Origin of the sequence: Siminovitchia fordii DSM 16014 = CIP 108821 (genome assembly GCF_000374565.1) — a bacterium.
GTDB lineage: Bacteria > Bacillota > Bacilli > Bacillales > Bacillaceae_C > Siminovitchia > Siminovitchia fordii.
In genome coordinates this window covers 150920-163808 of record NZ_KB894690.1, presented here as the reverse complement: position 1 = coordinate 163808, position 12889 = coordinate 150920, and the positions used below count along the sequence as shown (strand labels likewise).

The following is a 12889-nucleotide window of genomic DNA, read 5'->3' as shown; positions in this document are numbered from 1 at the left end:
TCTCCCTGTCCATCAGGCTGAACAAAGTCATATCATCGTTAGAAAAAACTTTGTCTAATGTCATACATGAAAAGATAGGCGGCTTTATATACGAAGGCCGCCTTGAACAATCAAACTGATCGATCATATCACGTTCAACTCTTTTTTCTCTGCTTTATAATGTACTCCTTCAATGATCCATTCATTTCCTTTCCCTTTTTTATAAAAAATGGTCAATGTAGTAGGTCCATATAATTCAATGGAGCTAAACTGCCTGATACTCATCTCTGTATCGCTGATTTTTTTAAATTCATATGGAAGCTTGCTGTTAAACCAGAGCGGGAGCTCGGTCGGAATAAGTTCCATGACTCCGTTTTTTTCTATGAAATATGACTGAAGGAACTTTTCCGCCAAATCCAAGTCACTGATATTCCTATAATAGTTTATATAGTCTTCCTTCGTTTTTAAATCGAGGGTTTCCCCATCAGGTTTAAGCGGAAGGATAAAATCGTTCGCAAGATTTACAGCCACTTCCTCCATCCCTCGTTCATGACTATTCACATGGTTCGCTTCGCTGCTCTTGAGTTGGATGGCTTGTGGAGTATGTATGCTGGAATCCCCTGGGGTATAAGAAAATAACAAACCTGTGGCTGCTAGCAGATTCAAAAAGATTGACGCGGGCATATACATTCCTCCTCTTTACATAATGAAATGGCTTTATTTATGATTTTCCCTAATACTCAGGCGGCAAACCCATTATTCGATTTCGACGAAAAAAAAAGCTGTGCAGTTCGGGAAGTTCCCGCTGCCAACAGCTTTATCAACAAAACTATTTGATCGGTATCCAGATCTCATTATAGGAATCTTTCTTATATGGGTCAGGGTCAATGTATGCTTCAAAAGTAGCTATTTCAGCCGGTTCATAGCTGTTCGAAGGAAACCATTCGGAATATATTTTTTTCGTTGTATCTACGATGGCTTCCGGGGCAGGGCCTATGGCCTCAAACACAGCCCATTTAGCTGCAGGGAAATGTAATTTTGAGAATTGATCAGATGTTTCTCCGCTGGATTCAGCGGCAATCCAATAGTCAGTTCTATTGTTCTCAACATTATGGTTAGCACAAACACCTAACAGACCTTTAATCTGCCCATTGTTCAATTCCAATAATCGGGCAGCTGATCCGTTTCCATTAACTTCTTCCCAAAAGTCCGGTACACCTGGAATTCCCATTTCTCCATTTCCGCACGGAAATCCCCGTTTAATACCTATTACTTCAAATGCACTCCTTTTGACAATACGATAGTTCATTGGTTCTGCTCCTCTCAGATTTACTTGGATCATAAGCCGGTTGTAAGATTGCAGCCTTCCCTGACCTTTCCTAGCTTCACTTGGAGTTATTCCATGCTGTTTTCGGAAAGCTCTTGAGAAAGACTCAGGAGTATCGTAACCGTAATGATAAGCAAGGTCGATTATTTTTCTATCGGTACTGGACAATTCTTGAGCTGCTAATGTCAGGCGCCGGCGCCGGAGATATTCTCCCACGGACATATCAGTCAATATCATGAAAATACGCTGAAAGTGAAAAGGAGACACGTTCGCCTGTTCTGCAATATCGGAAATAGTGATGGGGTCCAGTAAATGTTCCTCCATGTAGTCTATTGCTTTTTGTAAAGATTCGACCAATGCCATGCCAATCAACTCCTTATAAAAATCATATCATTTCGCTAAATTCATTCATGACTTTTTGTGCTCAGTACGGACAGTTTCCATATACATTAAAGCAGTGAAGCTTATCCCTACCCTTCATGTTGAAATGAAAGGTTTTACACTAAAAAAAGTTCGGACAAACCATCCGAACCTTTCCTATTTAAAATTCGACACTCTCCAATGCATCAGGTCTATCCACTCCATCCCTTCGTCCTCGGACTGGTGAAGGACTGTCCATGATCGTTGTATCCCGTGCTTCAAATAAACTTCATGATCAGGAGATTGCTCATGTATTCCGGTAATGTCATAATATCCGCTGTGATGCAAATCAGCCCAAACTTGATAGTCGACGACTGTCAATTCGTCCAAAGGATTTGTAACTGAGTGCTTCAGCACAAAGGAAGCTTTCTCCCCATCCACTGCAACATTTTCCAAATAGATACCCTTGTCGGAAGCTGTCTCTTCATTCTTCAACTTTCGCAGCATCCCGTATCCTTTCGTTTTCCCTATGTCTTTGTTTAACCTGACCTCAGATCCATCTCCCGTTACAACGACTTCGGCCATTGAACGGTAATCAGGTGAGAGTGGATCAAACCCGCGTCCATCCCCTTTAAAATAACGGTAAGGAGATTGGTTATTCGGGTTTTTTATCCAATTTTTGGATAGGAATGTTTTATAAAGAAATTTCCATTCCTTTTTCTCATATAGCTCATCTTCCGGTTTTAAAATTTCTTCCAATGAATCAAGCACCTTTGTCATTTGGAATTTCTCCATGGGAACATTTTGTTCTTTCTTCCCATTTTTTGTTACCCTGAGTTCCGGCTGATCCAAATCTTTTTCTGATACCAACGACCGTTTGGCGTATATCCCATATGTATATTCCACTTGACTTCTGACCCAGCGGTCGACAAAGACGGGCTCTTCCACCTTGGCAATTTTTTTGCCGTTCCGGTAAATGAGATATTCTTCCACACCTTCAATCGGCTCCCACTCCATCGCAACCAGTGACCTGGAAATAATGGTCGTTTGGGTGCAATTTTTCAAAACACTTTCAGGTTCTTTGAATGCTGTGTCCGTTGAGGTTTGGACTTTCATCCTTTCAGGCATACCTCTTCTGGACCCTATTTCGATTGTATAAAGATAAGTAGTCCCCGCAGCCAATTCGTTATCCGTAAAGGATTCATCATCCCCTTCATAAATCAGCCGGCCTTCCCTGTATATTCGGAACGGCCCCTTCCCGCTCCTAAAATGAAAAATGACTTCATGTGTCCTCTGCTCAACCGACTCAATCGGAAAATGCTTCGGATAAGACATCTTCGTTTGAAGCTTTTTACCAATCATTACAAGAGTAGTTCCAATAAAACTGATCAATGGTATCAAATAACGCCTGACCATATTATCGTCCTCGCTTTCCCTTTTCAGTTCGAACCTGTGACAAGAACCCATCATATCCTAAACATCAGGGAGGGTTGGTGATGATCTCATCAGGTGTGTTTTTTCAGGAAATGCTTATTTTATATTGTATCGCCTTTTTAGGTTGGGCCGCCAGGAAAAGGAATATCCTGGGCCAAGGATCAGTAGCTGTGCTGACCCAACTCCTATTATATATCACTCTGCCTGCTCTCATTTTACATTCTCTGAATATTCGACTCTCGCTGGAATTTATGAAAGATTTTATTTGGCTGATGACAATGTCGGCCTATATTTGTATCCTTTCCGCAATTGTTGCGGCCTATTTCAGTAGAAAATCCCGTCTGCCGGCGCAACAAAAATCTGTGTTCGAAAGCCTGATGATTTTTGGTAATCAGGGGTTTATCGGATATGCTGTCAGTTTTATCCTATTAGAAGAAAAAGGAATTATCTATCTCACTATTTTTAACGTATGTTATTTGATTTTTATTTGGGCATACGGTATCCATCTATTTACAAGAAAAAAGGATGCGGTAAACTGGCGAGCTGTTTTTGTGAACCCTGGTATTCTCTCTACAGCAGCCGGTCTCATCCTGTTATTCCTCCCCTTTGGCTGGCCGGCTTTTATTGCAGGAACTCTGGAAAGTGTAGGAAAAATGACCGTACCTTTATCCATGATTCTTGTCGGCGCATTAGTTGCCAATGTTAAGGCGCAAGCCTTCTTTTCATCATTAAAAAACACTTTTCTTTGGAGAGCTTCTTTTATAAGACTACTGCTTATTCCTTTGCTTTTGCTCCCGTTCATCGCAATGCCGGTTCCGCCTCCCGTTTTGCTAACAGCGTTCATTGTATCCGGTATGCCATCTGCTCCGACTATTTGTATTTACGTACAAAAGTACGGCGGAGATTCACTTTTTGCTTCGCTAGGTGTATTAATCACAACGGCACTTTGCATCATGACAATTCCACTTCTCTGCCTTTTTATTGCTTATACCTATCAGTTACTTGCCTCATATTAATGAAAAGATGAAATCATGACAAAGATCCGGCCTGATCATGAAGCTCATCATCCATCTCCTTCCGAAACAAGGACACTCTCACAGATTTCAAAAAATCATAAGGATGCCGCATCTGCAAACGTGAGCGGTTCTCTTTGGAGAAGCTTCTCTAAAATGCATATTTCAAATCCAAGATCGTGGAGGATTTCACCACATCACCGTTTTTTGGATGTGGGCATGTTTTTCCGATTCCTTCACGAAATAAAAGGAAACAGCTCCTTAAATTAGGGTGTATGATCGAAGCCAAACGGAAGGATTAAGCTCTTTTTAAACTTGCGGTGGATTGCAGACAAATAGAAGATGCGCCGACGGATCTTCTTTTTATTGAAATAATCGAAAAGACTGTGAACGTTTCCCTGTATGGACGCTCCCTGAAACAGGTTGTGATACACTTAATTCGAATTGAAACCTTAATGGAGTGTATCGAATAATGAACAATAACAATTTTGAGACTGCTACACATGTGAAGAGAAACTATCGGCCGGCGATCATTACGATTTCAGTCGTGCTTATCGGTGCAATAGGAGTATTAGCCGGGATGCCAGGGGTCGAGGACTTCGATGCCTTTGATGTCACAATTCTTCCTTTAATGAATGCCATTTTAAACAGCTTCACCTTTGTATTTCTGACTGCGGCTTTGATTGCGATTCTAAAGCGCAACATCAAGGTTCACCGCCGTTTCATCTATGCGGCTTTCGTTACCACATTTTTCTTTCTCATCACGTATGTAACGTTCCACTTCCTATCACCTTCCACGCCATATGGGGGATCGGGGCTGTTGGCCGGCATCTATTATTTCGTTTTAATTACACATATCACGCTGGCTGCCGCCATTGTGCCGCTTGCCCTCACTAGTGTTGCACGCGCATGGAACATGGAAAATGATCGACATAGAAAAATCGCCCGCTGGACGATGCCGATCTGGTTGTACGTTAGCTTTACAGGCGTACTGGTCTATATTATGATTTCGCCTTATTATGGATAATACGTTTTAAGGAGTGCTTCCAATAACCGGGGGCATTTTTTATTTCTCTTTTTTCCCCTGTACACTGTCCCCCTCTAAGTACTACACCTATTTGATTTAGGGTATTTCCTCAAAGGAAAACACGGGTACCTTTCTTCACCAATCGTGACCGCTTTTTAGGGAAACCGACTAAAATGGGCATCTTTCCCCACTAATGGTGACCGCTTTTACTGATAACCGCATAAAACGGGAACCTTTCTTCACTAATCGTGACCGTTTTTACTGATAACCGACTAGATTGGGCAACTTTCCTCACTAATGGTGACCGCTTTTACTGAAAACCGACTAAAACGGGCATCTTTCTCCACTAATCGTGCCCGCTTTTACTGAAAACCGACTAAAACGGGCATCTTTCCTCACTAATGGTGACCGCTTTTACTGAAAACCGACTAAAACGGGCACTTTTCCTCATTAATCGTGACCGGTTTTTAAAAAAACCGTCTGGAACGGGCACCTTGCCTCACTAATCGTGACCGCTTTTTAGGTAAACCGCCTAAAATGGGCATCTTTCTCCCCCAATCGTGACCCACCGGAAACAACAAAGAACGGGCGATAAGCCCGTCCTGATGTCCAATTACCTTTATAAACATCCCCTTGTTCAATATTAATCAGCAAAACCGATTCCTATCACTCTCAAGCGGACTATTTAGCCATTTCTCGGAACCAGCTTCGCTTGTACTACAAATCTTCCCTTATCGGGATCCAGCAAGTAATCACAGGTTGATAAGGTGAGGACTTGATCATCAGCCTGCAATTCAACATCTGTCCAATAAATTGATTCATCCATCATCTTCTGTAAAAGAGCGGCATACTCTTCGTCCGAATCGAATTCCGTTTGAATATAGTCAAAATCGGTTGTTGTATGATAAACGGCAAACACTTTCGCATCGTAAGCGCCATACAGCGAATCAAAATAAATCGTTTGATGCGATTCAAAGAAATCTTGATCAAGGAACTTCTTCAACTGATTGAACATGGAACCATCTTTCATAGAATGGCCATAGATAATGGTATTCCGATCATGTGCAGTAATATCATTCCTGTAATCCATGAAAATACTGCCCGCACGAGAGTCTTCCTTTTTATAATTCCGGTACAGATAATACTCATTTGTATCTGCCTGCAAGATCGGATAATTAACCTTCGTATCATCAATGGTGATCCAACCTATTATATCAGGGTTTATCTGAAGCAATTTATGAAACTGAGGACGAATCTCACCTTCTTTGACCTCCTCGATTTCAGCGGAATGTTCATTATAATAGAGTTCCTGGACTTCTGCCAAAACCTGGCGATTTTTGTAATAACCGATGAAAATGCTCGCCAGCTCATATCCCGAATAAACAAGGACGATTAAACATAAGATGGTGAACACCTTTTGTCCGATGCTCCCTTTCTTTTGCCGTTCTCCGCTCATTATCAACACCTCAAGCAAAAAGATTATTGGGTTCCCAAAGGGAGAATATACAAACCGGATTCTTCATCCATTTTGACAATCGCCTGCACTCCGTATATTTCTTGAATCAATTCAGAAGTAACGACATGTTCAGGAGTGCCTTTCTTTATCAGTTTTCCATCTTTCATCACCATGATCGTATCACTATAACGAATAGCTTGATTAATATCATGAAGCACCATCACAATCGTTAAACCATTTTCGCTATTTAACTGTTTGACCAATTCCAATATCTCATACTGATAATAAATATCTAAATAAGTGGTTGGTTCATCCAGAAATAGATATGGAGTGCTTTGCGCCAATGTCATTGCAATCCAAGCACGTTGCCGCTCTCCTCCCGATAGCTCACTGATCATTTTATTCTTCTTATCTATTAAATTTGTTTTTTGTAAAGCCCATTCGACAGCTTGTTGATCATCAGACGTCTGATTGGAAAAGATTGATTTGTACGGCAGTCTTCCATAGCTTGTCAGCTTTTCTACTGTCATATCAGCTGGTGCACTATTTTGTTGATGTACAATCGCAATTTTTTTAGCCAGTGCCTTCGGCTTTATATGATGCAGTTGCTTCCCATCTATCATAACTTGCCCTTTATTCGGTGCATAGCTATTGGCTAATATCCCTAACAAAGTCGACTTCCCTGATCCATTTGGGCCAATAATGGTCGTAATCTTATGCTGATCAATCTTACTGGAAATATTTTTTAGATGATTCGTTTTCTTATCATATGAATAGGTAATATCTTTAATTTCCATAGATACGATCACTCTTTCTAAGTAAGAATATTAAAAATGGCCCACCAATCAATGCCATAATGATCGATGCAGGAATTTCATTTGGAGCTATTAATGTTCTTCCCAGCGTATCCGATAGTAAAATTAATAGTGCACCTAGTAGCGCAGAAAAAGGGATGAGTACTTTATGATCTGTTCCAACCAGTATTCGGCCGATATGCGGTACAAGCAGCCCCACAAATACGAACAATCCAGCAGTGGCCGTAGCGACTGAAGCAAGCAACACCGCAATTCCTGAAATGACAAAACGAGCTAAGTTCACATTAAACCCCAGGCTTTTTGCTGTTTTATCTTCCAATGCCAAATAGTTACACCAAGCATAAACCGTTAAGGCCAGAAGTAATCCGATTGTCCCGTAAATAACCATTATTTCCACATCACTCCACTTCTTCATCGCCAAAGTGGATGTTGTTACTTCTTGTACCATCGATGTTGTATAACTTCCCCGGTAATTAAACGTTTGGCTTAAACTTGTAAAAATCGCATTGATTGCCACTCCAATTAAAATCATCCGCAACGGATCTAAACCTGATTTCCACGAGATGGAATAGACAAGAAAAAATGCCAGGGCACCACCTAAAAAAGCAAACAAAGGCATATAGAAATATAAAGTCGGAAAGATTACGACCATTAACATCGCCATAAAACCTGCACCTGATGAAACACCGATTATTCCTGGCTCTGCTAATGGGTTCCTCATCACTGCTTGCAGCAACACTCCCGAAACCGATAGAGACGCTCCTGCAAACACTGCAATAATAATCCTCGGCAGACGTAAATCTCTAATGACTTGAACGTCTCCATTTGTACCAGTTATTAGCCCGTTTATTAATTCACCGAAAGAAACATGAATACTGCCGGCATTGACCGAGTAGATAAGCGCAATCATTAATAATACAATTATTGTCATAAAACTAAGCCATTTTTTCTTCATTTAGAACATCCTTTTCAATAGACAGCGATCTATTCCACCCTTATTCCGAATAGAGCAGTTTTACCATCACATCTAACGCTTCAGGCGCCGCTAAGTTTCCGGTCGTACCGAAAAGAGTCTCCTCCAAATCGTATACCCGATTATTTTTTACAGCATTAAAATGTTTCCAAATATCATTTTCCTTAAATTCCTTGTCAAACATTTCTACCACTTCATCCGGCATTCCGTGTGCCGCCCGTAAAATAATATCAGGATTTGATTGCTGTAAATGTTCGGTATTAGAGGCGAGATATTCAACTTTTTCTCCAGAAAAAACATTTATACCGCCGCACTTTTTAACCAGGTCGCCTATGTACGAACGATCCGTCGCAACTAAATAGCTTCCGGGGACCCCCATTAAAATGAGTACCTTAGGCGCAGGTTTCCCTTCAATTTTTTTCTCAATTTCTATCAATTTTTCATCAAATTCATTTACTATTTTCTCTGCTTGCTCTTGACGATGATATTGTTCTCCGATCTTTAAAACTTCTGAGTACATATCATCGATACTCTCTAAGTTTACATATCGCGTAGTAATGCCTGCATCATCAAAAACAGACTCCAAATCATACTTTAATGTGGTAACAGACATAACTTCTTTCGGATGCAATGACATAATCAATTCCATATCTGGACTCATCGGATTTCCTACTTCTGTAATCCCCTTGTATCTCTCGGGCAATTTTTTATAGCTTGTTGGAATACCGATTAAATCAATTTCCAATGCATCCATTATTTCAGTTACTGCCACCGTCGTAGCTACTATACGATTATTTTCAGGATCATTATTCTCTTTTATTGTTTTCTTTGCATTTTTTTCAGATGAACAGCCTATGAGTAACAAGATGACAACCATCAACATAATAAGGATTTTCCTTTTCATAAGAAGTTCCCACCCATAGCAAGACATATTTATCAAAACAGGAGTCTTGTTACCAAGAACAAAGGCAACAAGACTCGACTTAACGTACTTCTTAATTATTCGTACCTAGTTTTCTACGCCACTTAATGATTAATAAAATGAGTGATCCCATTAATAAAGTGGCAAATAAAATAATTTTTGCTTTATCAGCTGTTTTAGGATTGATTCCTAGTTTGTTCGTAATGCCGCCGTTATTTTTATTAATGTTATCGCCATTACGGTCAAATGCAGGGACTGTAGTATCAGTTTCATTATCTTGCTCAGACTTAGTTTCTCCATTCGGCTTTAGCTTCTTATCGTCTACCTCGCCTTTAGGCGGGTAAGTTTCTCCCGCTTTTAATAGCTTGATAGAATTTGGATCGAAAGCAAATTGCACATCATACTCGTTGTGATAGCTTAAGCCTGGAATGTCAAAGTCGACTTTTACCCAAGCATCCAGCTTTTTAAATAAATCGCCTACTTCAAATTCTACGACACGAGTATCCGCCTTAGTGTCTGTACTTAATACTGTCGTCGCAGCTAATTTCCCTTGTTGATTGACTTTAAAGTCTGTAATCCATGAACTATTTTTTAGCGTAATCGCTAAAAGTTTCTTTCCATCTTTTACTTTCAGATGACCAGGGCTTACAACATAATCATTCATCACAGATGTTTGGTTCGTATTGTATTTTAATACTTTGTATTCAATTGAATACTCTCCATCTTTTAAGTTTCTCGGGTCGATGACTTGATGTTGTCCCCCATTGCCATGGCCACCATTTTGACCGTTGTTATTGCTGTTGTTATTGCCGTTTTGATTTCCATTATTCGAATGACCGTTATTGTCTCCTCCGATTGGATCTTTGCTATCATCCACAAATCCGTTATCGCCATTTTGTACTAGCTTAAGTTGGTCTGTATGGAACTTAAAGCGGATGTCATATTTGTTGTCGTATTCGAAACCTGGAATTCCTTTGACAATGATGTGGACTTTACCATTTAAAATTTCATCCAAATCTTCGACAGCAAATTGAACGATGCGTGTGTCATCCTTCTTGTTCTCACTTACAGTTTTTACCTCTTTAAATTTGTTACCAAAAGCTGTCTGGAATGACTTCCACCACGAACCATTTTTTAATGTGGTCTGAACCGTATATTTCCCTTTTTCAATTTTGACTGTTGCCGGTTTAATAAAATAACCATCAGCTACAGAAGAAATATTTTCTTTATCTTTCCACACGGCAAACGGTAGCGTGTAAACTCCATCTTTGTATTTCGAATCATCTTCACCCGGATTTTTTCCTGGTCCTTCACCCGGGTTTTCTCCTGGCCCTTCACCCGGGTTTTCTCCTGGCCCTTCACCCGGGTTTTCTCCTGGCCCTTCACCCGGGTTTTCTCCTGGTCCTTCACCCGGGTTTTCTCCTGATAATGGGATTTCACTTGTATCAAATTTAAAGCGGATGTCATACTTATTATCGTAATTAATGAATGGAACGATAATATGCACTTTGGCATTTAGGATTTGATCAAGATCATCTACTTTAAATTTAACAATCCTTGTACCTTTCTTCACATCTTCACTAACTGTGGTAACATCAATAAAATCATTACCTGATTGTACCTTGAAATACTGCCACCATGAACTATTCTTTAATTCAGCTTGGACAGTGTACTTTCCATCTTCTATGGTCAGTTGGGCTGGCTTTTCGAAATAATCATCCGCTACAGATTTCTCATCCTTCTCTGCTTGCCACACGACAAACGGTAGCTTATAAACTCCATCTTTGTATTTCGATTGATCTACTTCTTCGTCCTTGTCATCATCTTCTACCACCGTCACGGTGTCCTTGTTAAACTGAAGGCGAAGCGGTTGGTCTCCATTGTGAGCACCTACCGTATACTGCACTTGCGCGTTCATCATCGTTGTTAGCTCATCAAGTTCATACGTGACTGCTCTCGTATTTTTCGCTTCATTTACTTCTTCTGTTACTGGCTGCTTTCCTTCCACTTGAAAACCAGTGACTGTCTTATGATCAGTTAACGTAAGCGTTAGAAGGGTTTTTCCATCTTTTACTGCTAGGGAAGCTGTCTGGTCAATATACCTTGCCATACCGGATGGTTTATCTTCTTTAGCATGCAAGGCCTCAAGGTCAATTGTATAATTTCCTTCTTCCAAATGTATTGGAGTCGAAGTCTCTTCAGGTTCTTCCACAACGACTTCTGATACACTGTCTTCATCGAATGCTAGACGAAGCGGTTGGTCACCATTGTGAGCACCTACCGTATACTGCACTTGCGCGTTCATCATCGTTGTTAGCTCATCAAGTTCATACGTGACTGCTCTCGTATTTTTCGCTTCATCTACTTCTTCTTTTACTGGCTGCTTTCCTTCCACTTGAAAACCAGTGACTGTCTTATGATCAGTTAACGTAAGTGTCAGAAGAGTTTTTCCACCTTTTACCGCCAGGGAAGCTGTCTGGTCAATATATCTTGCCATGCCGGATGGTTTATCCTCCTTAGCATGCAAGGCATTAAGAGCAATTGTATAATTTCCTTCTTCCAAATATATTGGTTCTGGCTTATTATCCCCATTTTGGAGTTCCATTTTACTCGGATCAAATTTAAAGCGGATGTCATATTGATTATCGTAATTAATGAATGGAACGATAATATGCACTTTGGCATTTAGGATTTGATCAAGATCATCTACTTTAAATTCAACGATTTTTGTATCCTTTTCTTCATCTTTACTTACTTCAGTAACATCAATAAAATCATTGCCAGATTGAACTTTGAAATACTGCCACCATGAACTGTTCTTTAATTCAGCTTGGACAGTGTACTTTCCATTTTCAATGGTTAGCTTAGCCGGCTTTTCGAAATAATCATCCGCTACAGATTGCTCATCCACAAGCTCTTTCCATACGACAAATGGCAATGTGTAAACTCCATCTGCATATTTCGGATGATCCGTATCTCCATCTTCCTCTTTTTCATCTGCTTCTGTAATGCTGTCCTTGTTAAATTGAAGTCGAAGCGGCTGGTCACCGTTATGAGCACCTACCGTATATTGGACTTGCGCGTTCATTATCGTTGTCAATTGATCAAACTCATACGTGACAGCTCTCGTATTGTCAGCTTCATTTACTTCCTCTTTTACCGGCTGCTTTCCTTCTACTTGAAAACCGGTAACTGTCTTATGATCAGTTAAGGTAAGCGTCAGAAAGGTTTTACCAGCTTTCACGGCTAGTGAAGCCGTCTTATCAATATACCTTGCCATGCCGGATGGTTTATCCTCTTTAGCATGCAAGGCCTCAAGATCAATTGTGTAATTTCCTTCTTCCAGTGTGATTGTTTCTGGATCAGTTTTTTCTCCATCCTCATTTTCTTCAGTCGTGCCATCTTCTTTTCCCGGCTCTTGTTTATCTCCGCCGTTTTCTTCAGCGGAACCGTCCTCGTTTCCTGGATCCTGTTCATCTCCACCATTTTCCTCAGTAGAGCCGTCCTCGTTTCCTGGATCCTGTTCATCTCCACCATTTTCCTCAGCAGAGCCGTCCTCGTTTCCTGGATCCTGTTCATCTCC

The 12889-nt window shown here is 40.5% G+C and carries 10 protein-coding genes; 2 read left to right on the top strand and 8 right to left on the bottom strand.

What is annotated here, in order from left to right:
* Positions 1-123: 123 nt before the first annotated feature.
* The 3 genes from C509_RS0110645 to C509_RS25130 all read right to left on the bottom strand — a co-directional run bounded on the left by C509_RS0110645 (position 124) and on the right by C509_RS25130 (position 3133).
* Positions 124-663: a hypothetical protein gene (locus C509_RS0110645; protein ID WP_018706922.1), complete on the bottom strand. Its 540-nt coding sequence runs from the start codon at positions 661-663 to the stop codon at positions 124-126.
* Positions 664-808: 145 nt separating this feature from the next.
* Positions 809-1669, bottom strand: a complete 861-nt coding sequence (locus tag C509_RS0110640; protein ID WP_018706921.1) for an AraC family transcriptional regulator — start codon at positions 1667-1669, stop codon at positions 809-811.
* Positions 1670-1843: 174 nt separating this feature from the next.
* The gene (locus C509_RS25130; protein WP_211214266.1) at positions 1844-3133 is read right to left on the bottom strand and encodes a hypothetical protein; all 1290 of its coding nucleotides are present in this window, start codon (positions 3131-3133) and stop codon (positions 1844-1846) included.
* Positions 3134-3162: 29 nt separating this feature from the next.
* On the opposite strand from C509_RS25130, the gene C509_RS0110630 reads away from it, so the two are divergent.
* On the top strand, positions 3163-4116 hold the full coding sequence (locus C509_RS0110630) for an AEC family transporter (protein WP_018706919.1): 954 nt from the start codon (positions 3163-3165) through the stop codon (positions 4114-4116).
* A gap of 469 nt (positions 4117-4585) precedes the next feature.
* Complete coding sequence (locus C509_RS0110620) at positions 4586-5140, top strand: DUF420 domain-containing protein (protein WP_018706917.1); 555 nt, start codon at positions 4586-4588, stop codon at positions 5138-5140.
* Positions 5141-5825: 685 nt separating this feature from the next.
* Here C509_RS0110620 and srtB read toward each other — a convergent pair.
* The 5 genes from srtB to C509_RS0110595 all read right to left on the bottom strand — a co-directional run.
* Positions 5826-6599 carry a class B sortase gene (gene srtB / locus C509_RS0110615; protein ID WP_026319801.1) on the bottom strand — a complete coding sequence of 258 codons (774 nt, stop codon included), beginning with the start codon at positions 6597-6599 and terminating at the stop codon, positions 5826-5828.
* A 20-nt stretch (positions 6600-6619) separates the two neighbouring features.
* On the bottom strand, positions 6620-7393 hold the full coding sequence (locus tag C509_RS0110610; RefSeq protein ID WP_018706915.1) for an ABC transporter ATP-binding protein: 774 nt from the start codon (positions 7391-7393) through the stop codon (positions 6620-6622).
* Positions 7383-8366 (bottom strand): FecCD family ABC transporter permease, encoded by a 984-nt coding sequence (locus C509_RS0110605; RefSeq protein WP_018706914.1) that lies wholly within the window; start codon positions 8364-8366, stop codon positions 7383-7385. The genes C509_RS0110610 and C509_RS0110605 overlap by 11 nt, the downstream gene beginning before the upstream one ends.
* A 40-nt stretch (positions 8367-8406) precedes the next feature.
* Positions 8407-9288: a heme ABC transporter substrate-binding protein IsdE gene (gene isdE, locus C509_RS0110600; protein WP_018706913.1), complete on the bottom strand. Its 882-nt coding sequence runs from the start codon at positions 9286-9288 to the stop codon at positions 8407-8409.
* Positions 9289-9379: 91 nt separating this feature from the next.
* The coding region (locus C509_RS0110595) for an NEAT domain-containing protein (RefSeq protein ID WP_018706912.1) at positions 9380-12889 on the bottom strand (3510 nt) is incomplete at its 5' end.

What these genes read in the sequence shown, in the direction of transcription:
- C509_RS0110605 (WP_018706914.1), bottom strand. Translation starts at nt 8,366, where the DNA reads ATGAAGAAAAAATGGCTTAGTTTTATGACAATAATTGTATTATTAATG.
- C509_RS25130 (WP_211214266.1), bottom strand. Translation starts at nt 3,133, where the DNA reads ATGGGTTCTTGTCACAGGTTCGAACTGAAAAGGGAAAGCGAGGACGAT.
- C509_RS0110620 (WP_018706917.1), top strand. Translation starts at nt 4,586, where the DNA reads ATGAACAATAACAATTTTGAGACTGCTACACATGTGAAGAGAAACTAT.
- C509_RS0110610 (WP_018706915.1), bottom strand. Translation starts at nt 7,393, where the DNA reads ATGGAAATTAAAGATATTACCTATTCATATGATAAGAAAACGAATCAT.
- C509_RS0110640 (WP_018706921.1), bottom strand. Translation starts at nt 1,669, where the DNA reads ATGGCATTGGTCGAATCTTTACAAAAAGCAATAGACTACATGGAGGAA.
- C509_RS0110645 (WP_018706922.1), bottom strand. Translation starts at nt 663, where the DNA reads ATGCCCGCGTCAATCTTTTTGAATCTGCTAGCAGCCACAGGTTTGTTA.
- C509_RS0110630 (WP_018706919.1), top strand. Translation starts at nt 3,163, where the DNA reads ATGATCTCATCAGGTGTGTTTTTTCAGGAAATGCTTATTTTATATTGT.
- isdE (WP_018706913.1), bottom strand. Translation starts at nt 9,288, where the DNA reads ATGAAAAGGAAAATCCTTATTATGTTGATGGTTGTCATCTTGTTACTC.